This window comes from Streptomyces thioluteus (genome assembly GCF_039535865.1).
This window is the reverse complement of sequence record NZ_BAAAXZ010000017.1, coordinates 1-21591: the sequence shown is the minus strand read 5'-3', so window position 1 is coordinate 21591 and position 21591 is coordinate 1. Positions and strand designations below refer to the sequence as shown.

Below are 21591 nucleotides of genomic sequence, written 5' to 3'. Positions count from 1 at the left end.
GTGCCGCGCGGGCTCGTCGGTGCGGCACCGGCTGACGCCGCTGGGCCGGGCGTTGCTCGACGGCGTCCCCGGCTAGTCCCCTGGTCCCCGGCTGGTACGGATTACTCGGGGAGGCCGACGGCGACCGGGTTGCGCGGGGTCCCGCCGAGCAGCACGGCGCCGGAGGACTGGAGGATCTGGTCCTGGACGGTGGCGTGCTGGCACATGGTGTAGAGGTCGCGCAGGTGCCGGTCGAGCGGCGACGGGCGGTACACCGCCGACGTGGTCACCAGGTCGAAGAGCCGGCCGACGAGGCCGCGGACGGTGCGGAAGGCGTTGACACGGGCCAGCGCCGCCGACACCCGGTCGTCGGGGGGGTGAGTTCCTCGCCGCGGTGTGAGGATTGGTCCCACTGGCGCTCCAGCGTGCCGTAGACGGCGTGCCGGGCGTGCGCAGCAGCTCCATCTCGAGCCTGGGCGACGGCCATCTGGACGCGGTAACTCGTCCCGCCAGGGGGTGCGGCTCTGGCCGTCGACGCGGGGTCGCGGCCATGGTCCGGACGTGGTCGAGGGCGGCCCGTCCGACGCTCGAGGGCGACGCCGGGCATGGTGCGCAGGATCGCGTCGGGCTCGGCCTCGGGGCTCGGTACGACGGGGTTGGCGAAGACTGAAGGTGTGCTCCTCGGGAACGAAGATCCCGTCGGCCGCGTTAGTCCCGACTGCCGCTGCCCGCCAGCCCGGTGCTGTGCCAGGTGTCGATGACCTCGAACTGCTCGGGCGGCCCACGACGATGCGCCAGTGGGCGCGGCCGCCGCGCGGGGTCGGGTTGCGCTCCGGCATTGCCGTCGGCGTCGAAGACGAGGACGCCGGCGATGACGCGGTCGGCCGTGGTGATGGCGCTGCCGAACTGCCAGCGGCCGGTGACCTTGAAGCCGCCGGGGACGCGCTCGGCGCGGCGCGCGGCGGGATCGCCCCCGCGGTGATCATGTCGAGTTCGGGGAACAGCTCGCGGGCCGCGTCCTCGGCGAGGTACGCGGCGAAGACCCCGCTGTCCATCCCGACCATGGCGCACCAGGCGGCGGAGGACGTCACCGGTGGGCGAGGGCCTCGATGACCTCGGTCTGCTCGGCGGGGGTCATCACCGGGCCCTGCCAGGCCTTCGGGTAGGCCATGCGGAAGACGCCCGTACTGCGCAGGAGTTCGACGACGTCGTCGGGGAGCCTCCTGGCCTGCTCGATCTCCTCGGAGCGGGCCGCGAGCAGCGGGGCGGCCTCCTTGGCCCGGCGGAGGATCTCCCGGCCGGTCAGCGGGGCGGTGAGACCGGTGTCCGCGGTGTCTGCAGCTGGCATGTCATGGGTCTCATCGCTTTCCGACGTAGCGTCAACGTCAACTAAGAGAGAGAAATCAGACCTTGCGCCATCGGGGCACCCAGGCCCCGTCCTCGACCCGGAAGTCGGAGAAGAGCGCCGGGGCCTCGGCGCGCATGATCTCCCCGATCCGGCCGAAGACCAGCCGGATCTCCTCCTCGGCACCGGCGCGCGGTGCGCGCCTCGATCAGATGGCGCAGGGTGCGGATTGTTGGCGGTCCACGCCAGCCCGGTGGCCACTCCCTCGGGGGCGAAGCGCCGCATGAAGGAGGTCTTGTGCTTCTTGTCGCCGAAGCGGCGGCCGTTCTCGTCCAGTTGGAAGTGTTCGGCCATCCAGCCCTGGAACTCCTCCATGCGCTCCAGCAGTTCGGTGGCCCGCTCCATGAGCTCCGGGTCCTTCCGCGCCCAGTCGGGGAACCAGAAGGGCAGTTCCTGGAGCCGGACGAAGCGCAGGGACTCCTGCGAGACGGCCACTCCCACGCGGTGCCGCGCCAGTTCGTGGGTGAGGACGCGGCTGACGTTGTGCAGGACGAAGGTGAAGCTCACGTGCTCCAGGACGGAACCGTGCATGCTGGAGAGGATGTTGGCCAGGTAGGCGTCCTGGTCCGTGCGGATCCTGGTCACGTTGGGGTTCAGTCCCGGCTCCCACGACCGGTAGCAGATCCGCCCGGCGAACTCGGCGAGGTTCTGCGGGTCGTTCAGGACGCCGTCCAGCTCGCCCCGGTCCAGTCGGGCGAGCCAGTCGCCGCCGCCCACCTCCTCCAGGTAGGACGTGACGGCCGCGTAGTCGATGCCGGGGCGGGCGACGAGGAAGACTTCGGGTTCAACTGGCTTCATTGCTCTGCCTGTTCCATATGTTGCGTTTTCAGATGACCAGTCCGCCGTCGACGCCCAGGACCTGGCCGGTGACGTAGCCGGCGCGGTCCGAGACGAGGAAGGACACCAGGTCGGCCACCTCGTCGCAGGTGCCGAACCGGGACAGCGGGATCCGGCTCAGATACTTCTTCTTGATGCGCTCGGGGACGCCGCCGGTCATCTCCGTCTCGATGAAGCCCGGCGTCACCACGTTGGCCCGTACGCCGAAGGAGCCGTACTCCTTGGCGACGGCCCGGGTGAATCCGATGATCCCGGCCTTGGAGGCGGAGTAGTTGGCCTGCCCGGCGCTGCCGTACAGCCCGGCGAGCGAGGAGAGGGTGACCACGGCACCGGCCCGGCGCCGGGCCATCCGCTCGACGACGGGACGGCAGAGGTGGTAGGTGCCGTCGAGGTTGGTGCGCAGCACCTCGTTCCAGTGGGCGTCCTCCATCGTCGCCAGGGCCTTGTCCCGGGTGATGCCGGCGGCGGTCACCAGGGCGGCGACGGGCCCGAGTTCGTCCTCGGCGGCGGCGACGAAGTCCCGGCACGCGTCGGCGTCGGCGACGTCGGCCCGCCGGGCGAGGACGCGGGCGCCGTGCGCGGCGGGCGGCGCGCTCGGTGCGTTCGGCCTCCTCCGCGCGCGAGTGGTAGCAGAAGGCGACGTCGAAGCCGTCCCGGGCGAGGCGGCCGACGATCGCGGCGCCGATCCCCCGGGATCCCCCGGAGACCAGCGCCACCGGGCGTGCGCTCACGCCGCCGTTCCCTCGGCGAGCAGCGATTCGACGAGGAGCCGCAGGTCGGCGAGGGTCCGCAGGGAGCCGAGGGCGGCGTCCTGGACGGCGATGCCGTACTGCTTCTCGACCCGGGAGGAGACCTCCAGCAGGGCGAGGGAGTCCATTTCGAGGTCGTCGGTGAAGTGGGCGTCGTCCGCCACCTCCCCGGGTTCGAGCTCCAGCGACTCGGCGACGATCGTGCGCAGGTCGTCGATCTCCACGACAGCGGCCACGGTGGGGTCCTTTCCGTTGCTCTTTCAGTTGCGGTGTTCGGTGGTGAGGAGGAGGGCGGCGGCCGCGTCGTCGGCGGCAGTGCCGCCCGCGACGGCGAGGACGGCGCCGGTCCCGTGGGTGCGGACGTGGTCGGCCCCGGCGGCGCACTGCAGGACGCCGAGGGCGCCGGAGCAGTCGCCGAACCGGTCGGTGAGGTCCAGATGGCCGGTGGCCAGGCGCAGTTCGACGGGCACGGGCGACCGGGGACTCGGTGACGGCGACGGTGCGCGCGGCGTCGGCGCCGCGGGCGTAGGCGGAGACGGCCGCGTACGCGCCGGCGCCTCGTCCGGCCGCGTCGGCGGCGCTCTCCAGGACCACGGCGGCGGTGACGTCGCGCGGTTCCTGTCCGAGGAGCTTTCCGACGGCCTCGGCGGCGGTTCGACGCCGACGACGACGGCCCGTCGGCAGCGCCCGGCGAGGATCAGGTGACAGGCCCAATGGACCGCGTCCAGGCCGCTGGTGGCGCCGTTGCAGACGGTGAGGTTGGGGCCGCGCAGCCCGTAGCGGATCGCGATCCAGCCGGCGACGACGTTGCTGGAGGTCTGCGGGAGGCCGAGCGGGCTCAGCCCGGTGACGGTCTCGCGGGCGACGGTGTCGGTGAACTCGCAGGCGGTCTCCAGCGTGCCGAGGTTGGAGCTGACGACCACGGCCGTGGCCTCGCCCGGCTCCCGGTACGTCCCGTCGTCGGCGAGGAGTCCGGCGTCGCGCAGGGCCGCGTCGGCGGCGCACAGGCCGAGCCGGGAGGCGCGGTCCTTGCCGCGCATCTCCTTGCCCTTCAGTGCGGTTGCCGGGTCGAAGCCGACGGCCGGCGACCCGTCGCCGAACAGGTCGAGCGGCCGGTCGAGGCCGGGGACGGCCAGTCCGGTGCCGGTCACGACGATGCGCTTCATCGGGCCGCCTCCACGATCGCCACCGCGTTGATCCCGCCGAAGCCGAAGGCGTCGATCTGGGCCATGGCGACGGGGGCCGCGGCCGCCCCGTCGCGCACGAGGCCGAGACCGGCGGCCTCGGGGATGGGTTCGGTCAGGCCGAGGACGGGCGGGACGGTGCCGCGCCGCATCGCCTGGACGGCCATCACGAGACTCAGCAGCCCCGAACCGCCCAGCGTGTGGCCGGTCATGGACTTGATCGCCGTCATCAGCGGCCCGGCTCCGGCACCTCGGAACACCTCGGCGAGCACGGCCGCCTCGGTCTCGTCGTTGCGCGGGGTGCCGCTGCCGTGCAGCATCACCAGGTCGATGTCGGCGGCCCGGACACCGGCCCGTTCGTGGGCCTCCAGGACCGCCGCGCGGATGCCGGCGGGGTCGGGGGCGGTGGCGTGGTGGGCGTCGCAGTTCATGCTGACGGCCCGGACGCGGGCCTGCGGTGCCGGGCCGCCGGTGCCCGCCCGCCGGACGACGACGGCCACGGCGCCCTCGCCCATCAGCATCCCCTTGTGCGAGACGTCGAAGGGGCGCAGTGCCTCGGGCGTCTCGTTCTGGACGCGGTCGAGCGTGCCGAAGGCGCTCTCGGTGATCGCGTCGGTGCCGGCGACGACGACGGTGTCGGCGGCGCCCATTTCGATCATGTCGGTGGCCATGCCCAGCGCGTAGAGGGAGGCGGAGCAGGCGTTGGCGAAGGTGTAGGTGGTGGCGGCGCCGAAGGCGGCGCGCAGCGCCCCGCCGAAGTGGAAGTCGGAGGCGCCCACATGGGCGCCCCGGGTCCACCAGAGTTCGGCGCTGCGCTGCTCGCGCATGGTGGTGCCGACGAGGACGGGGACGCGGGGAGAGGTCCTCGGACAGGCCGGCCTCGGCGAGGGCCTGGCGGATCGCGTGGATCAGCCAGGTGGTGGCGCGCAGCGGTTCGTCCTTGCCGTCGGGGCGGTCGTCGATCTCGTAGGCGTACCGGGACCGGTAGTTGGCGCGGTCGAAGGCGCGGAGCGGAGCGCGGGTCTCCTGTCCGGCGCAGAGCGCGTCGAAGATCCGGGCGGGGGTGTCGCCGATGTTGGCGACGGCCCCGGTGCCGGTGATGTTCCAGGTCACGGCTGCTTCACCTGTTCTTTGAGCCGATGCTCGTCGTTCGCCCGCTCCTCGTTCGCCCGGCCCTTGAGCCGGAAGGCGGCCAGCTTGCCGGTGGAGGTGACGGGCAGTCCGTCGAGGAACTCCACGCGGGCCGGGCGCTTGTAGGGGGCGAGCCGCCCGCGGAGGGCGGCGGTGATGGCGCGCCGGACGGCCGTGGTGTCCGCGCCGGGGACGGGGACGGCGTAGAGGACGGCCTCTTCGAGGCCGTCGCCGTCGACCGCGCCGACGACCACGCACTCCTTGACCCCGGCGACCTCGCGGACGACGGCCTCGATCTCGCCGGGGACGACCTTGTAGCCGCCGAGCTTGAGCAGGTCGTCGGCGCGGCACAGGTGCACGACGGTGCCGTCGTCCCGGCGTACGGCGATGTCGCCGGTGTAGACGCCGCCGTCGGCGAAGGTCCGGGCGGCGGCGTCCGCGCGGCCGAGGTAGCCGAGGGCGACGGTGGGTCCGGCGATGTGCAGCCGTCCTTCGGTGCCGTCGGGGACGGGGCGGCCCGCGTCGTCACGGACGGTGGCGGTGACGCCGGGGACGGGGACGCCGATGGTGCCGGGCATGGGGCGGCCGGGCGGGGTGGCCACGACGATGTGCAGGACCTCGGTGGCGCCGAGGCCGTTGACGAGGTCGGCGCCGAAGGCGGTGCGGATGCGCTCGCCGAGCGGGGCCGCGAGGTGTTCGCCGGCGGCGACGCACAGCCGCACCTGTTCGGTGCGCAGCCCGTCCGCGTCGGCCAGGGCGGCGTAGAGCCGGGGCACCGACCACAGCACCGTCGGCCGGTGCCGGTCGACGGCGGCGGTGACGGAGTGGACGTCGACGGCGCCGCGCAGCAGGACGGTGCGGGCGCCGGCCGCGAGCGGGTAGAGCACGGTGCTGCCGAAGCCGTAGCCGAAGGACATGCGGGCCGTGGACAGGACGGTGTCGTCGTCCCGGAGGCCGAGGACGGAGCCGAAGCCGGTGAGGGCGGCGGCGAGGGCGCCGGCCCGGTGCCGGACTCCCTTGAGGAGGCCGGTGCTTCCGGAGGTGTACTGGACGAGGGCCTCGCGGTCCTCGGGCCAGCGGACCGCGGCGGACGGGCCGTCTCCCGGGGCATCGTCGAGCGCGGCCCTGACCTCCGCGCCCCCGATCAGCGGGCGGTCGCCGAAGAGGGTCTCCAGGGCCCGCTGCCGTTTGGGGGCGGCGTCGAGGTGGACGACGGCGGCGCGGCAGTCGGCCGCGACGTGGCGGACCTCGTCGTCGGTGAGCATCGGGCTGATCACGACCGGGACGCAGCCGTGCCACCACAGGCCGAGGACGGCGGCGACGGTGGCGACGGAGTCGTCGGCGACGATCAGCCCCCGGGCGCCGGACGGGACGTGCGCCGCGGCCAGCCGGCCGGCGTAGCGGGCGGCGGCGGCGTGCAGTTGGGCATAGGAGACGTCGCCGGCGTCGGGGTCGGTGTAGGCGGTCCGGTCGCCGCGGTCGCCGGCGAGGTGCTCGCCCAGCAGCAGTCCGACCAGGTCGAGGCCGGTGCCGGCCGCCGCGTCGAGGCGCTCGCGCAGGACGGCGGCGGACTCCTCGACGCTGCGCATGAGCGCGGCCTCGTCGGCACCGAGGGCCAGGTGGAACTCCTTCTCGACGCGGGCGACGATCTCCGTCTTCTCCAGTGAGTCGAGAGCGAGGTCCTCGAAGAAGAGCGCGTCGTCCTCGACGCCGTCCGGCGCGGTCTCCAGGACGTCGGCGACGATCGCGCGGAGCCTGTCGAGCACGCCGTCGGCGTGCAGGGATCCGGATAAGTCAGACATGGGCGCCCCCTTGGAGGTATGTCACGTCCACTGGTGCTGGCATGGGGAAATCACTGGCAGGACGTGGACAGCCATGGCGCCGACTCACGATCACTGACGTCGTTGAACGCGTACACGTCGTTGAACGCACACACGTTCCAGCGCAGAGTAGCCGCGCTCACCACCGGGCAACACCAACGCGCCCCAGAACAGGGGTAATCGGCCACGGCGCGTGGCCAATTCCTTGCGATCGGCCGGTACTCATGGGTCACACAATGCGCGTAAACCGTCCCGCTCACCGGCGAACGCCGGAATGCGGTCCAACTCCCGCCGCACAACGGCGAATCAGGCAAATCAACCGACGGCACCCGATGCTAATGTCTCGGCGTCCCCGGCCCGGAATCACACCTACCCATGGAAAAGGTGAGGTCGTTGCGGTTGTCCCCCGAAACGCGGCTGTCCCCCCGAACCTTACGGAACGCCGAGGCGCGTTCCGCACTCGCCCGGGAGGACTTCGGCGGCGGAAACGCCTGGCGCACGGCGCTGCGCACCAGCCCGGCCCCCGACCTCCCCGCCCTCGTCGCCGACCGGCCCGTCGTCAACGCCCGGGGCGAGGAACAGGGCCACTTCAGCCTCGCCGAGCTCGTCGCCCTCGCCGACGCCTGGTCGGCCTGGTACCGCGACCGGGGCGTCGGCCCCCGCGACCGGGTCGTCGTCCACATCGAGGACACCTTCGAGGACCAGGTCCACCTCACCGCCCTGGCCCAACTGGGCGCGATACCCGTGCTGCTCAACGGCCTGATGGTCCCCGAGTACGTGCTGGCCCTCGTCGAACGCTGCAGACCCGTCGGGATCTACACCGACGAGACCCGCCTCGCCCGTCTCGAAGCCGGGCTCAAGGCGCTCGACGACGGACCGCGCTGGATCCACACCCGCCGCACGGCCGGGCTGCTGGACGGCGAACCGCTGCCGGAGAGCGCCCTGTTCCGGCACGGCGCCGACGACCCCGTCGTGCTCTGCCACACCTCCGGCACCACCGGAGTGCCCAAGCTGGTGGTCTGGACCCACCGGCAGAGCGTGGCGGGGGCCCGCTTCCGGCTGGAGACCCATCCCGAGCCCGCGGACTCGGTGATGCTCTCCGCCATCGCCGCCTCCCACTCCGGCGCGATCGCCTTCACCTTCTACGCGGTCCTCGCGGGGCTCCCGTTCGTCTCGCTGTCCGACCGCAGCCCCGAGGGTCTCGCCCGGGCCGTGCGCACCCACCGGCCCACCATCGTCCAGGCCTTCCACCCGGTGCACTCCGCCCTGGCCAACTCCCGGCCCGAACCGGAGGACTTCTCCTCGGTACGGGAGTGGATGAACACGGGCGACTCGGCACACGACACCCATATCCGCACCCTGATCGGGCTCGGGCACCACCTGGAGGACGGGAAGCCCGTGCCCGGCTCGGCGTTCCGCGACGGCCTGGGCGCCTCCGAGCTCGGCTGGGCGGCCCTCGGCCGCACCGTCACCGCGGAATCCCCCGCCCGCCCGCGCCACTTGGGCCGGCCGATCCCGCTGGCCGACGTCACGGTGCTGCGCGAGGACGGCACCCCGCCGACGACGGCGAGGTCGGGCTGCTCGCCCTGCGCAGCCCCTCCCTCTCCCCCGGCTACTGGAACGACTGCGACACCTACTACCGCGGCCGCCTCGGCGACTTCCGGCTCTCCGGCGACCTCGTCCACCGCACCGCCGACGGCGACTTCTTCCACGTCGACCGGCTGGTCGACCGCATCCGCACCGACGCCGGCGACGGCTACTCGGTGCTGATGGAGGAGATCCTGCTGCTCGCCCTCCCCGAGGCCGCCGACTGCGCGGTGGTCGCCGGGCGGGACGGGGGACGCGGTGGTGCCGGTGGCCGTCGTCCGCCTCCACGAGGACACCGGCACGCCGCTCGCGACGCTGCTGGAGCGGGCCGACGCCGCCCTGGCCGAAAACGGCCAGCCGCCGCTCGCGCTGCTCGATCTCGCCGCGACGGACGCCGACATCCCCACCGGGCCCACCGGTAAGGTGCTCAAGCGGCAACTGCGGGAACGTTACGCCGATCTGCGCGGGTACCTCGCCGCGCGGGACGCCGCGGCATTCGCCACCCGCTGACCCGCCCTCATCCCCATCCGCATCCGCATCCCCCCATCCCGGCGGTCCGGCGAGACGATCGCCGGGCCGCGGGCGTTCCCGGAACCGCTCCGTCCGGAGCGCGCTCCCGCCCTTCCTGGAGGACTCGTTGAGTACGCGCATGATCAATGCGGTGTTCCCCAGCCCGCCGGCGCGCCGGCCGGTCCTGCTCATGACCCTGGGGTCGTTCACGCTCGGGACCGACGCCTTCCTCGTCAGCGGCGTGCTGCCCGAGGTCGGTGACGACCTCGGGGTGTCCGTGGGCACCGCCGGCCTGCTGATCACCGTCTTCGCCGCCGTCTACGCCGCCGCCGGACCGTTACTCGCCGTCGGCACCGGCAGCCTCGACCGCCGCAGGGTCCTGATGTACTCCCTGGTCGGCTTCGTCCTGGCCAACCTGCTCGCCGCGGTCGCCCCCAACTACCCGGTGATGATGGTCGCCCGGGTGCTCGCCGCCCTGTCGGCCGCGATGTACATGCCGTCCGCCTCGTCCAGCGCCGCGACCATCGTCGCCCCAGCCGAGCGCGGCCGCGCCCTGACCGCGATCCTCGGCGGCCTCACGCTCGCCAGCGCCCTCGGCGTCCCCCTGGGCACCGTCATCGCCAACTTCGTGAACTGGCGGGCCGCGTTCGTCTTCGTCGCCGCGCTCAGCCTCGTCGCCCTGATCGGGCTGGCCCGCGCCCTGCCCGCCGTGCCGTCCGCCGGCGTCGCCTCCCTCGCCGCGCGCGCCCGCGCCGCCGTCCTGCCCGGCGTGCCGTCGATCCTGCTCGGCAGCCTGATGACCTACGCCGCGATGTTCGGCCTCTACGCCTACCTGGCCTGGTTCGTCGACAGGACGGCCGGCATCGACGGCGGCGCCCTCACCTGGGTCTACCTCGTCTACGGCGTGTGCGGCGTGGTCTCCAACTTCGCGGCCGGCTGGCTGATCGACCACTTCCCCCCGCAGCGGATCGCGGTGCTCTCCACCACCCTGCTCGTCCCCGTCATGGGCCTGCTCGCCGTCCTCGCCCACTACGGCGGCGACAACACCACCACCGTCGTCTGCCTGTTCGCGCTGACCGTCCTGTGGTCGCTCATCGGCTGGACCGTCAACCCCGCCCAGCAGAAGCGGCTGGTCAACGCCGGCGGGGAGCACACCCAGGTGGTGCTCTCGCTGTCCGGCTCGGCCGTCTACGCGGGGCAGGCGCTCGGCAGCCTCGCCGGCGGACTCGTCCTCGGCCGGGGCGCGTTCGCCCTCGGCCTGACCGGACTCGGCCTCCAGGTCCTCACCCTCGCCGTCATGGGCCTCTCCCTGCGCGGCGGACGGGGCCGGAAGGCGGCACCGGCCGAGGCGGCCGGTGTGCCGGAGCGGGCGGCGTCCGCCTCGGAACCGACGGGCTGACCGGGCGCCACCCCACGGCCTCGGCCGCGGACGATGCGCCCGAATCCCAGCGGAGCGCTACCGCCGGCGGACCCCGCAGGTCACCCGCGCACTGCACAGCCGGCGCCCCTTGTCGTCACGGATCGCCACCTCGTAGGTGACGGAGCTCAACCCCCGGTGCAGCGCCACCGCTTCACCGTGCACCACCCCCGAGCGGGCGGCCCGGTGGTGCGTGGCGCTCACCTCCGCTCCGTAGGCGACGCGCGACGGGCCGGCGTGCAGCACGGCGGCGATCGAGGCCAGCGTCTCGGCGAAGGCCAGCGACGCCCCGCCGTGCAGCATGCTGTACGGCTGGGTGTTGCCCGCCACCGGCATGGACCCGGCGACCCGCTCGGCGCTCGCCTCGGTCACCTCCATGCCGAGCTTGGCGTACAGGGCGTCGGGGACGCAGCCGTGCCCCTGGAGGATCTCCGTCAGGGCGGCGGGCAGGTGCTCGGGGAAGCGGGCGGACGAGACGTCGGTGGTCGTGGACGGGGCCTCGGTGGTTAAGGTCTTCTCCATCCGGCCACTGTAAGCGCCCAGTTGGCGCCCGTGGGGCCCGGCCTGCGCTCCCCGCGCCCCCGGTGGGTACGCTCCGGTCGTGAGCACCGACCCGATCATCCGCCCCCGCCCCGTCCCCGGCGCCGGGCTGCGCCTCTTCGTCCTCCACCACGCCGGCGGGTCCCACGTCCCCTACCGGGCGTGGGCCGGCCTCCTGCCACCGGACTGGGAGTTGTGCCTGCTGGAGGCCCCGGGCCGGGCCACCCGCCCCGGGCAGCCGCGCACCACCGCGGACGGGCTGGCGGAGACGTTCCTCGACGACCTGCGGCCCCATCTCGACGCGCCCTACGCGCTCTTCGGCCACAGCATGGGCGCCATCACCGGCTACGAACTGACCCTCGCCCTCCGCGACCGGGGCCTGCCGCTCCCCCGCTGGCTGGGCCTGTCCGCCATCAACCCGCCCGAGCACCACCCGCGCCGCGAGCAGCGTTTCGGCCTCCCCGACGCCGAACTGCGCGACGCCGTGGTCGCCCTGGGCGGCACCCCGCGCGAGACCCTGGAGCACCCCGAGCTCTGGCCGCTGATCGAGCCCGTCCTCCGCGCCGACCTGCGCCTGGCCGAGACCTGGCGGCCGCGCCTGGACGCCGCCCCGCTGCCCGTCCCCCTCACGGCCTTCGCCGGGGACGCGGACCCGCACGCCTTCCCGCATCTGATGCACACCTGGGCGGCCCGGACGACCCGGTTCCGCGGGGTGCGGACGCTGTCCGGCGGCCACTTCTACTTCCAGCCGGACCCGGCGCCGCTGGTGGACGCGGTGGTGGACGCGCTCCGGGCGGAGGAGGGCGTTCCGTCCGGTCGGTGACCCCCCGGGCTCGACTTCCCGCGCCGGTCCTGATCCGATAGGGGTGTTACCCATGCGACCTGCGGAGACACCCCATGACGGACAGCACGACCGCCGCGCACGAGAGCCGGGACGGCGACCCCGTCCTGAGCTTCTCCGGCACGACCCCCTATGAGGACTACGTCCGCGCGTCGGTCCTGTCGTCGCTCCAGCGGCCGCTCACCGACGACCCCGTGGAGATGTCGTTCCTCGTCACCACCCAGGTGATGGAGCTGTGGTTCACGCTGATAGTCAACGAATGGCGCGCGGCGCGGGAGGCCCTGATCAAGGACGACCACGACGCCGCGATGGCCGCCCTGCGCCGCAGCCTGAACGCCCACCGGGCGCTCAACGACTCCTGGCGGCCCATCGCGGCCCTGACTCCCGCCCAGTTCAACGGCTTCCGCGCCGCCTTCGGCCAGGCGTCGGGCTTCCAGTCCGCGCAGTACCGGCGCATGGAGTTCCTCCTCGGCGACAAGTCCCGCTCGATGGTGCAGCCGCACCGGGGCCACCCCGAGGTGCGCGAGGCGCTGGAGGAGTCGCTCACCGAGCCGTCGCTGTACGACGAGGTGCTGCGCCATCTGCACCGGCGCGGCCTGCCCGTCCCGCAGCACGTGCTGGAGCGGGACGTGACCCTGGCCCACGAACCGGACGCCGGCGTCGAGGAGGCCTGGCGCCTGGTCTACGCGGGCCCGCAGCAGGACCCGCTGGTGGCGCTCGGCGAGCTCCTCACCGACCTCGCCGAAACGGTCCTGCGCTGGCGCGCCGACCACCTGATGGCCACCCGCCGCGCCATGGGCAGCAAGACCGGAAGCGGCGGTTCCCCCGGGGTGGCGTGGCTGGAGAAGCGCGCCGCCCGGCCCGTCTTCCCCGAGCTCTGGACGGCGCGCGGCCATGTCTGAGTACGGCGAGGAGGAGGAGCGGCGGGTCCTGGGCCTCGCGCCGGTGCCCCCTCCCGTGCGCGGCCGCTACGGCGACCGCCCGGAGCAGGAGTACGACCTGTGGCCGGGCGAGGGTCCCCTGGTGGTGCTGCTGCACGGCGGCTTCTGGCGCTACGACCGCACGCATCTGACGCCGCTGGCCGCCCATCTGGCGCGCCACGGCTTCGCCGTCGCCCTGCCCGGCTTCCGCCTCTCGGGCGGGTCCGGCGGCTACCCGGAGACCTTCGACGACGTCGCGCTGGCCCTGGACACGATCCCGGGCGGGCGTCCGTACGTCCTGGCCGGGCACAGCTCGGGCGGGCACCTCGCGCTCTGGGCCTGCGCACGCGGGCTGCTGCCGCCCGAATCGCCCTGGTTCACCAGGGATTTGCCGTCCGCGGTGCTGGCCCTGGCGCCGGTCGCCGACCTGGACGCCACGATCCGTGACCGGCTGAGCAACGACGCGGCCCTCCAACTCCTGGGCGGAACCGCGCTCGCGGCGGACCGCCTGCCGCTGGCGGATCCGCTCTCCCTGGCCCGGACGACGGGCACCACCGGGGTGCCGACGGTCCTGCTCCACGGCGCGTCGGACGAGGAGGTCCCGCCGGCGCAGTCGACGGCGTACGCGGCCGCCCACCGGGACGCCGAGCTCGTCGTCCTCCCCGGCACCGGCCACTACACGCCCATCGAGCCCGGCGCGGAGGCGTGCCGGACGGTGATCGACATCCTGGAGCGCCTCTCGCGGCACTGAAGCGCCGCGCGCGGGACCGTGCGCCCCGCCCCACCGGCCCGGAACCTCTCCGTCCGCCGTGAGCGGGGCACTACCGTGGGTAGCTTCCGGAAGAAAGCGGGCACCATCGTTGAACGATCCCACGGCCACGGTCACCGAACGTTCCGCCGGACAGCTGCTCCAGATCGAGGAGTTGGTCGGCATACTCACCGACGCCCAGTACGTCCACCGGCCCCGGGACGCCAGCGGCATCGCCCTCCACGTCCGCCACTGCGTGGACCACTACTCCGCGATCCTCGCGGGCGCGGACAGCGGCACCGTCGACTACGACCGCCGCACCCGCGGCGGGGTCCTGGAGCACGACCGCGGCGCCGCCCTGGCCCGCCTGGCGAATCTGCGGACGCGCGTGCGCACCATGCCGCCGCGGGAGCTCGGCTATCCGGTGGAGGTCGTCACCGTCGTCGGCGCCGACGGCGCGGTGGCCCGCACCCGCTCGACCGTCGGCCGGGAGCTGCTCTTCGTCTCCCACCACGCCGTCCACCACCTGGCGATGATCGTCCCGATCGCCCGCACGCTGGGCGTCTCCGTCCCGGCGGACCTCGGCTACGCGCCGGCGACCCTGGCCGCGGGAGCCGGGCCGGCCTGACGCGCGCTCCGCCCCCTCGTCCCCCTCGTCGACGCGACGGCCATCCGGCACGGCGTACCCGCCGACCGCCGCACACCCGAGCCGGCGGACGGCGTGCGGGAGCGCGCGGCGACGCCGCCGCGCCCGCCGGTCTGGTACGTGCCGCCGAAAGGAGCTACGGTCTGCTCCCCGCCCTTGGCCGGAAGGCAACGCACCCGCATGAGGACAGGACAACAGGACATGAGTGATGCATCTGTTGCACAGCTGGCCGCTCCCTCGGTCGACGGAGCGGTGGACGGCGTCGTCGTGCTGAACGGATCACCGGGGCTCACCGTGCGGGTCGAGCCGTATCCGCGGATGACACGCGGCGACGAGGTCCAACTCCGCTGGGACACCGGGGTGTTGCGGACCTCGCACATCGACCGGAGGGTGGTCGGAGCCGACGAGGTGGGCCGGAGCACCCTGTTCACCATCGACCGCTCCACGCCCGGGACCATCCGGGTCAGCTACCTGGTCGGCCACCCGGGCGCCGGATGGCGCTCCTCGCCGGCCCTGACGCTGACCATCCGCCGCTGACCGGATTTCACGGCTTGCGGCGGTGCCCCCTCCGAGGAGCACCGCCGCAACCCGGCCGTACCGCACCGGGCCTGCCGCGCTACGACCCGAGCGCCACCGTGTCGGTCCTGTGCGCCGGTTCGGGGTCCGTCGGCACGGACGAGCGGCTTTCCCGAGCGGAACCGCGGGTGCGCGAGAACAGGCCCGTCAACCGCGGGGCGTTCGCGTCCAGACCCCGGGATGCCGCGCAGACGACCGCCCCCACCATGATGAACCCGAAGGAGACGATCCCGAGCTGCAGGATGATCAGCACGTGGAGGGCTGCGCTCACCAACGCCGCCACCGCCTGCCGGGACCCGCGCCGCAACAGCAGAAGCGCGATCATGCACTCCGCGAAGATCGCTCCCCATGCGGACAGGAGGGCGAGCAGGGTGACGCTCGTCGACCAGCGGAACAGGTCGGCGAACAGGCCGGACGCCCCGAAGTTCTCCATACGTGCGACGTAATATGTCGCGCTGCCTTCCGACCACGGACCGACGGACAGTTTCGCCAGAGCACTGTTGAGATAGATATACGCGACCTGGAGTCGCACACCCCACCAGCCGGCCCAGGCGAGCCCCTGCCAGACCGACCCCTTTCGCTCTTCACCACCGGGTCGTTGCCAATGCCACGTCCGCCGGTCATTGGCGCATGCCAGAACGAGGAAGAAGGTGACGACCTGCGCAACGGCATCACCGCCGTCGGGCAAGGATATCGACTGGCCGATGGAGAGCGACGCCCAGAAGTGCAGCACGGTCGTGTACCGGGGCAGAATCCCGCTCGCAACGACCAGAAGCAGGGCCAGGACAACGAGGTTGAGGAACTGCCGGTCCGCAGAGCCCGCCAGACAGTACAGCGACACGGCCTGGGCCGGGGTCGAGCAGTCGACCTTGATCTCGTCCCCGCCCACCGGGACGAAGAGATGAGATGCCGGCGTGAAGACCAGGATCGACGCCTGAGCAAGCGCGATCACCGATCTGCCCACTCCGAGAGCCCGGGACTCGGCAGGGAAGCGCCGGACGGATCGCTCCATCCACACGGCTAGTTGTTTCGCGTGCACTTCGCCTCCACAAGAGCGGCCTTCTTGTCGAGGCGCCAACCTTTATATGCGTCGCGGAACTTCCACGGGACAGGTCTCGTCTCCACAAGAACCAACCGCCCGCAAAGAGTCGGAGCCGGAGACGGATTGGTGACGGCGACAGGCGCCGAGGACCCGGCGACCACTGCTGGGCAATCCCCCTCCATCTCCTCGCAGTTCTTCCACGCCCGCACCTGGTTCGCCATGTTGGCGACCTCCGGGCCTTGCGCACGCTGGCGCCGCGACAGCCCGTAGAGATTGTCCGCGCGCGAATTCGGCAGTCGCGACGCATAGGCAACACCATCACCGGACACGGTGTAGGGAACGAACTCGGGATCGCTCGGAGGTTTCGTGAAGAAGGCCCAACTCTGGGGCATGAACCTCGCCGACAGCGCCCGGAGATCACCCCCGTCGCGCGTGGAAAGTACGTTGCTCGGAAGGGAGAAGAAGATTGATCCAGCCAGCAGGGATCCGACCACGAGAAGGCCGACCGCGGCAGAGACCAGACCCGATACCGAGCGAATCGGATCGGAGTCCCTCCCCCCGGCGGTCCGCCCGTCGGCGTTCTGCTCGATGGTCGCCGGGCCGCGACTCACGTCAGCGCGGAGGTCAGAGCACCGACGAACGCGTCGCGCTCGATGTCCGAGCCGGTCGGCTTGCCGTCCTCGAGATACCACGTGACGACCACGAGGGTGGCGAGGGCGTTGGTGGCGACCCCGGCGTTCGTGTACACGGCCGCGTTGGCGGCTCCCACGGCGTTCACATAGATGGCCACGTACGCACCCATGTAGAACCAGCCGGCGGCCCGCACCTGAGCCTTGCCGCTGCTCACCGGCTGACCGTTCTTCTTGATGAACTCGTTGAAGGTCACCGAGAAGTCACGGAGCGCGGCGTCGACGCGCACCGGGTCTCCGGACTGGAACGGAACCGCCATCTTCTTGTGGAACTCGGGGTGAGCGGCCAGGTACCCCTTGATGACCTTGTTCAGCGCCGCCTCGTCGGTCCGGGGCTTGGAGACGTTGAACCCGAGCATCCGCTTCAGCTCCGGATGCGCATCGGCGATCGGGCCCTGGGCGGCGAGCAGGAGCTGCAGCAGCTCCGCGTCGCTGTACTTGGCCGTCTCCTTCGCCGCCTCCTTGAGCTGCGCCTTGCCCGGCGCGGAAGCGCCGCGGCCGTCGGCGGCCAGAGCGCTCTGGGTCGTAAAGCCGCCCACCGCAATGATGGAGCCGGCCACTACGGTGGCAACTATGTTCCTGGTTTTGAACTTCACAATGTCCTCCCCTGACATGTGATGCAGTCCAGCGCGCGCTGGACTAACTATTTTCGCGATCGGCTGCGCGTGCAGCCGAGTTCGCCTTGATCGCCGCTGCCGTGAGCAGCGCGAGAACCGCGCCGATTCCGATCAACGGGACGATGATGACAGCTGGATTCTCGGCATCGCTCAGCATCAACGCCAGGCCGATCGCCAAGGTGATCGCGCCCACGGCGTAGGCGGTCAGGTAGGTCACCGTCAGCATCGGGGACGCCGCGGCATGCCCGGCCTCCCATGCGCTGTCCGAAGACATCGTGGCCTTGGTCCGGATGCCGATCACGGAGTTGCGCTGGATACTTCCACTCGCGACTTGGTTCTTCACGTAGTGCATCACCACGCCCAGCATGATCAGCCCTACGCCGAACACCAATCCCGCGACCGGATCCATTGCTCGCCCTCCAAGGACGTAGACATCATCGTTGAACAACCATTCGGAGAAACCGAAGCGGCGAAGCCGATCAGGACATGGAGGCGCCCGCGACGATGCCCGCCGCGGAGGCGCGGCGGGGCGGGAACTTGCTCATGAATTCCTCATGCCGAGAATGCCGTTCGCTGTGCAGGGACCCATCCCATCAGCGGGCCGGTCCCTCGGGGAGTGACATCCTCACGGGCGCGGCGTGAATCCTTCACGCGGCCCTGATCAGGCGGAGAGGTCGCCGTTCGTGACGGCCACGGCGGTCACGAACGCGGACCAGGCCGGGCGGGGGAAGACGAGCGGGGTTCGGCCGGTGTCCTTGGAGTCCCGTACGGGCAAGAACTCGGAGCACTGCTCCGCTACCTCGACACAGCCGCCCTCATTGACACTGTGGGTGCTCTTTCGCCAGGCAGCTATAGGCAAGTCGACGGTTGTCTGCACGGGTACTTCTCCTCAATCACCTTACGAACCAGCATCCTTGACGCCTCTTCCCCGAGGGCATCGGCGTGGAACCGATCGTAGAACTCGGCGTACTGCTTGACGTGCCCAGGGCTTGCAATGAAGAACCCGCCCGGGATGCCCGCCCGGTACACGAGGGACGATCCGTCCCTGAAGTCGAACACGGCCGTGTTCCCGAGCTCGTTCGCGCGCCCGGCTCCATTGAACGGAACAACCCGGACATCGATGTTCGGCTTCGTGCTCGCCTCGACCAGGTCGAGGAGTTGGCGACGCATGACTCCGGCGTCGCCGATGACCGTGTGGAACGCCGCTTCTCCGACAACCACGGAGAAGTGAGGCGCATCCGTCCCACCCAGGATTGCGCGCCTTCTGGCGCGGTAGTCGAGCTTCTCGCCGAGGTCGCCGCCGTAGAGGGGCAGGTTCTGCTCCAGAATGATCCGGGTGTACTCCTCGTTCTGCAGGAGCGCCGGCATGAGACCGGACAGCTGCCGGATCCTGATCGCGGTGGATTCGCACCTGATGTACTTCTGAACCCACTTGGCATCCGGGTTGTCGTCGAGCTGCTCACGCTCCTCGATGAGGCGCCCGTTCGCGCCGAGCGCCTTGTCCAGGCTCTCGACGACGTCCCGCGGCGGGACCTTCTCACCGGTCTCGTACTTCGAAATCGCACTGTTGCTGAGCGCGACCGCCCTCCCCAGCTCCGCCTGCGTCCACCCCTTCCGCAATCGCAGCTCACGAATGAGCGCTCCCAGCCGCTCTGCACGCGACCGCGCCGGGTCAAGTCGCTTGGGTGACGGCATAGTTGCATCCTCCATCCGGCCACGCGGGCTGTCCATCCGCCGAACGGGACGATCGTAGGGCCGCGGGCGACCGCACACGCCCCGAACCGGTGACGGCCCACTCCCCCGTACGGGATACGGTCACGACCATGACCGAACCCGACTTCCTCCGCGCCACCCGCACGTCGTACGACACCATCGCCGCCGACTACGCCGACCGCTTCCGTGACGAGCTCGCGTCCAAGCCCCTGGAGCGCGCGTTGCTCGCCGGCTTCGCCGAGCTCGTACGCGACAGCGACAGCGACAGCGACAGCGGCCACGTCCTCGACGTCGGATGCGGCACCGGCCGGGTGACGGCCCACCTGGCCGGCCTCGGGGCGGCGGTATCGGGAATCGACCTCTCCCCCGGAATGATCGAGGTCGCCCGCCGCGACCACCCGCACCTGCGCTTCGACGTCGGCTCGATGCTCGCCCTGGACGTGCCGGACGGCTCGCTCGGCGGGCTGCTGGCCTGGTACTCGGTCATCCACGTGCCGAGGGAGCAACGGCCGCGGGTCTTCGCGGAGTTCCACCGGGTGCTGGCGCCGGGCGGACAGGTGCTGCTCGGGTTTCCAGGTGGGCGACGAGACGTCCCGCCGCACGGAAGGGTTCGGCCACCCGATAGCGCTGGACTTCCACCGGCTGCGCCCGGACGATGTCGCGGAGATGCTGTGCGGGGCCGGGCTGGAGGTGCACACCCGGATGGTGCGCGAGCCGCAGGACGCGGCCGCGTTCGAGTTGACGCCGCAGGGCTTCCTGCTGGCGCGCAAGCCGACCCCGTAGAAACGGAACCGCCCCGGCCGGCGCGAGGCCGACCGGGGCGGAAAACCGGCGGAACGTCAGACGAGCGACGCGATCGCCTGGTTGAAGGTCTGCGACGGGGCGCATGACCGCCGTGGCCTTGGCCGGGTCGGGCTGGTAGTAGCCGCCGATGTCGGCCGGGGAGCCCTGGACGGCAATGAGCTCGTCGACGATCGTCGACTCCTGCGCGGTCAGCGTCTCGGCGAGCGGGCCGAACGCCTTGGCCAGGTCGGCGTCGTCGGTCTGCTTGGCCAGCTCCTGGGCCCAGTACAGGGACAGGAAGAAGTGGCTGCCGCGGTTGTCGATGCCACCGACGCGACGGGTGGGCGACTTGTCCTCGTTGAGGAAGGTCGCCGTGGCGCGGTCGAGGGTGTCGGCGAGGACCTGGGCACGGGCGTTGCCGGTGGTCTGCGCGAGGTGCTCGAAGCTGGCGGCCAGGCGAAGAACTCGCCGAGGCTGTCCCAGCGCAGGTAGTTCTCCTTGACCAGTTGCTGGACGTGCTTGGGGGCGGAGCCGCCCGCGCCCGTCTCGAAGAGGCCGCCGCCCGCCATCAGCGGGACCACCGAGAGCATCTTGGCGCTGGTGCCCAGCTCCAGGATCGGGAACAGGTCGGTCAGGTAGTCGCGCAGCACGTTGCCGGTGACCGAGATGGTGTTCTCGCCGCGGCGGATGCGCTCGACGGAGAGCTTGGTCGCCTCGACCGGGGAGAGGACGCGGATGTCCAGGCCCTCGGTGTCGTGCTCGGCCAGGTACTGCTCGACCTTCCCGATGAGGACGGCGTCGTGGGCGCGGGTCTCGTCGAGCCAGAAGACGGCCGGGTCGCCGGTGGCGCGGGCGCGGGTGACGGCGAGCTTCACCCAGTCCCGGATCGGGGCGTCCTTGGTCTGGCAGGCGCGGAAGATGTCGCCCTCGGAGACGGGGCTGCTCCAGAACGACGTTGCCGGCCGCGTCGACGAGACGGACCGTGCCGGCGGCCGCGATCTCGAAGGTCTTGTCGTGGGAGCCGTACTCCTCGGCCTTCTGGGCCATGAGGCCGACGTTCGGGACCGAGCCCATGGTGGACGGGTCGAAGGCGCCGTTGGCGCGGCAGTCGTCGACGACGACCTGGTAGACGCCGGAGTACGAGCTGTCGGGCAGCACCGCGAGGGTGTCGGCCTCCTGGCCGTCCGGGCCCCACATGTGGCCGGAGGTGCGGATCATGGCCGGCATCGAGGCGTCGACGATGACGTCGGACGGGACGTGCAGGTTGGTGATGCCCTTGTCGGAGTCGACCATGGCGAGGGCCGGGCCCTCCGCCAGCTCGGCGTCGAAGGACGCCTTGATCTCGTCGCCGAGGCCGTGCGGCACGGACTCCAGGCCCTTGAGGATGGCGCCGAGGCCGTCGTTGGGGCTGAGGCCGGCGGCGGCGAGCACCTCGCCGTACTTGGCGAACGTCTTCGGGAAGAAGGCGCGCACGCGACGTGGCCGAAGACGATCGGGTCGGAGACCTTCATCATCGTGGCCTTGAGGTGCACGGAGAAGAGCACGTCGTCGGCCTTGGCGCGGGCGACCTGGGCGGCGAGGAACTCGCGCAGGGCGGCGACGCGCATGACGGAGGCGTCGACGACCTCACCGGCGAGCACCGGCACGGACTCGCGCAGGACGGTGGTCGTGCCGTCCGCGGCGACGAGCTCGATGCGCAGGGTGCCGTCCTCGGCGACGACCGCGGACTTCTCGGTGGAGCGGAAGTCGTTCTCGCCCATGGTGGCGACGTTCGTCTTCGACTCGGAGGTCCAGGCGCCCATGCGGTGCGGGTGGGTCTTGGCGTAGTTCTTGACCGACGCGGGGGCGCGCGGTCGG

21 protein-coding genes and 4 pseudogenes are annotated in these 21591 nt (G+C 71.8%); 9 read left to right on the top strand and 16 right to left on the bottom strand.

The window, feature by feature from the left end:
• Positions 1 to 101 precede the first annotated feature (101 nt).
• The 8 genes and pseudogenes from ABD794_RS01955 to ABD794_RS01920 all read right to left on the bottom strand — a co-directional run bounded on the left by ABD794_RS01955 (position 102) and on the right by ABD794_RS01920 (position 7087).
• Complete coding sequence (locus ABD794_RS01955; protein ID WP_344960565.1) at positions 102 to 341, bottom strand: hypothetical protein; 240 nt, start codon at positions 339 to 341, stop codon at positions 102 to 104.
• 346 nt (positions 342 to 687) lie between these two features.
• The gene (locus tag ABD794_RS01950; protein WP_344960563.1) at positions 688 to 1050 is read right to left on the bottom strand and encodes an acyl-CoA dehydrogenase family protein; all 363 of its coding nucleotides are present in this window, start codon (positions 1048 to 1050) and stop codon (positions 688 to 690) included.
• A 16-nt stretch (positions 1051 to 1066) separates the two neighbouring features.
• Entirely contained in the window at positions 1067 to 2182 is a 1116-nt protein-coding gene (locus tag ABD794_RS01945; protein ID WP_344960562.1) for an FAD-dependent thymidylate synthase, read from the bottom strand.
• Positions 2183 to 2210: 28 nt separating this feature from the next.
• A pseudogene (gene fabG, locus ABD794_RS01940) lies at positions 2211 to 2979 on the bottom strand (3-oxoacyl-ACP reductase FabG).
• Complete coding sequence (locus tag ABD794_RS01935) at positions 2949 to 3206, bottom strand: acyl carrier protein (RefSeq protein WP_344960560.1); 258 nt, start codon at positions 3204 to 3206, stop codon at positions 2949 to 2951. Before ABD794_RS01935 ends, fabG begins: the two are co-directional and overlap by 31 nt.
• Positions 3207 to 3230: 24 nt before the next feature.
• The gene (locus ABD794_RS01930; protein WP_344960558.1) at positions 3231 to 4136 is read right to left on the bottom strand and encodes a beta-ketoacyl synthase N-terminal-like domain-containing protein; all 906 of its coding nucleotides are present in this window, start codon (positions 4134 to 4136) and stop codon (positions 3231 to 3233) included.
• Positions 4133 to 5267, bottom strand: a pseudogene (locus tag ABD794_RS01925) (beta-ketoacyl synthase N-terminal-like domain-containing protein). The gene ABD794_RS01930 and the pseudogene ABD794_RS01925 overlap by 4 nt, the downstream one beginning before the upstream one ends.
• Complete coding sequence (locus tag ABD794_RS01920; RefSeq protein WP_344960557.1) at positions 5264 to 7087, bottom strand: AMP-binding protein; 1824 nt, start codon at positions 7085 to 7087, stop codon at positions 5264 to 5266. The pseudogene ABD794_RS01925 and the gene ABD794_RS01920 overlap by 4 nt, the downstream one beginning before the upstream one ends.
• Before the next feature lie 417 nt (positions 7088 to 7504).
• On the opposite strand from ABD794_RS01920, the gene ABD794_RS01915 reads away from it, so the two are divergent.
• From ABD794_RS01915 to ABD794_RS01905, 3 genes are all read left to right on the top strand, one after another.
• A complete protein-coding gene (locus ABD794_RS01915) occupies positions 7505 to 8875 on the top strand; it encodes an AMP-binding protein (RefSeq protein WP_344960556.1) in 1371 nt (456 codons plus the stop codon).
• Positions 8876 to 8950: 75 nt separating this feature from the next.
• Positions 8951 to 9202, top strand: a complete 252-nt coding sequence (locus tag ABD794_RS01910) for a hypothetical protein (RefSeq protein ID WP_344960555.1) — start codon at positions 8951 to 8953, stop codon at positions 9200 to 9202.
• A gap of 151 nt (positions 9203 to 9353) precedes the next feature.
• A complete protein-coding gene (locus tag ABD794_RS01905; RefSeq protein ID WP_344960554.1) occupies positions 9354 to 10601 on the top strand; it encodes an MFS transporter in 1248 nt (415 codons plus the stop codon).
• A gap of 57 nt (positions 10602 to 10658) precedes the next feature.
• Here the strand turns inward: ABD794_RS01905 and ABD794_RS01900 are convergent, their stop codons facing one another.
• Positions 10659 to 11141: a hotdog fold thioesterase gene (locus tag ABD794_RS01900; RefSeq protein ID WP_344960552.1), complete on the bottom strand. Its 483-nt coding sequence runs from the start codon at positions 11139 to 11141 to the stop codon at positions 10659 to 10661.
• Positions 11142 to 11220: 79 nt separating this feature from the next.
• Between ABD794_RS01900 and ABD794_RS01895 the strand changes: the two genes are divergently transcribed.
• The 5 genes from ABD794_RS01895 to ABD794_RS01875 all read left to right on the top strand — a co-directional run bounded on the left by ABD794_RS01895 (position 11221) and on the right by ABD794_RS01875 (position 14851).
• A complete protein-coding gene (locus ABD794_RS01895) occupies positions 11221 to 11982 on the top strand; it encodes a thioesterase II family protein (RefSeq protein ID WP_344960551.1) in 762 nt (253 codons plus the stop codon).
• A 74-nt stretch (positions 11983 to 12056) separates the two neighbouring features.
• Positions 12057 to 12902 (top strand): tryptophan 2,3-dioxygenase, encoded by an 846-nt coding sequence (locus tag ABD794_RS01890; protein ID WP_344960549.1) that lies wholly within the window; start codon positions 12057 to 12059, stop codon positions 12900 to 12902.
• Positions 12895 to 13671, top strand: coding sequence for an alpha/beta hydrolase family protein (locus ABD794_RS01885; protein WP_344960548.1), 777 nt, complete (start codon positions 12895 to 12897; stop codon positions 13669 to 13671). Before ABD794_RS01890 ends, ABD794_RS01885 begins: the two co-directional genes overlap by 8 nt.
• Positions 13672 to 13780: 109 nt before the next feature.
• Positions 13781 to 14296 carry a DinB family protein gene (locus ABD794_RS01880; RefSeq protein WP_344960547.1) on the top strand — a complete coding sequence of 172 codons (516 nt, stop codon included), beginning with the start codon at positions 13781 to 13783 and terminating at the stop codon, positions 14294 to 14296.
• A gap of 219 nt (positions 14297 to 14515) precedes the next feature.
• Entirely contained in the window at positions 14516 to 14851 is a 336-nt protein-coding gene (locus tag ABD794_RS01875; protein WP_344960546.1) for a hypothetical protein, read from the top strand.
• Between the two features lie 79 nt (positions 14852 to 14930).
• On the opposite strand, the gene ABD794_RS01870 is transcribed toward ABD794_RS01875, so the two are convergent.
• The 6 genes from ABD794_RS01870 to ABD794_RS01845 form a co-directional block, all read right to left on the bottom strand.
• Positions 14931 to 15902 carry a sporulation-delaying protein SdpB family protein gene (locus ABD794_RS01870; RefSeq protein WP_344960545.1) on the bottom strand — a complete coding sequence of 324 codons (972 nt, stop codon included), beginning with the start codon at positions 15900 to 15902 and terminating at the stop codon, positions 14931 to 14933.
• Positions 15903 to 15910: 8 nt separating this feature from the next.
• Positions 15911 to 16543 carry an SdpA family antimicrobial peptide system protein gene (locus ABD794_RS01865; RefSeq protein WP_344960544.1) on the bottom strand — a complete coding sequence of 211 codons (633 nt, stop codon included), beginning with the start codon at positions 16541 to 16543 and terminating at the stop codon, positions 15911 to 15913.
• Positions 16540 to 17235, bottom strand: coding sequence for a sporulation delaying protein family toxin (locus ABD794_RS01860; protein ID WP_344960542.1), 696 nt, complete (start codon positions 17233 to 17235; stop codon positions 16540 to 16542). Before ABD794_RS01860 ends, ABD794_RS01865 begins: the two co-directional genes overlap by 4 nt.
• Positions 17236 to 17260: 25 nt before the next feature.
• Positions 17261 to 17647, bottom strand: a complete 387-nt coding sequence (locus ABD794_RS01855; RefSeq protein WP_344960541.1) for an SdpI family protein — start codon at positions 17645 to 17647, stop codon at positions 17261 to 17263.
• A 252-nt stretch (positions 17648 to 17899) separates the two neighbouring features.
• A complete protein-coding gene (locus tag ABD794_RS01850) occupies positions 17900 to 18115 on the bottom strand; it encodes a DUF397 domain-containing protein (RefSeq protein ID WP_344960539.1) in 216 nt (71 codons plus the stop codon).
• Positions 18088 to 18969 carry a helix-turn-helix domain-containing protein gene (locus tag ABD794_RS01845; RefSeq protein WP_344960537.1) on the bottom strand — a complete coding sequence of 294 codons (882 nt, stop codon included), beginning with the start codon at positions 18967 to 18969 and terminating at the stop codon, positions 18088 to 18090. The genes ABD794_RS01850 and ABD794_RS01845 overlap by 28 nt, the downstream gene beginning before the upstream one ends.
• A 92-nt stretch (positions 18970 to 19061) precedes the next feature.
• Between ABD794_RS01845 and ABD794_RS01840 the strand changes: the two are divergent.
• Positions 19062 to 19734: pseudogene (locus ABD794_RS01840) on the top strand (class I SAM-dependent methyltransferase).
• Positions 19735 to 19790: 56 nt separating this feature from the next.
• Here ABD794_RS01840 and ABD794_RS01835 read toward each other — a convergent pair.
• Positions 19791 to 21591, bottom strand: a pseudogene (locus ABD794_RS01835) (NADP-dependent isocitrate dehydrogenase); the annotation flags it as partial.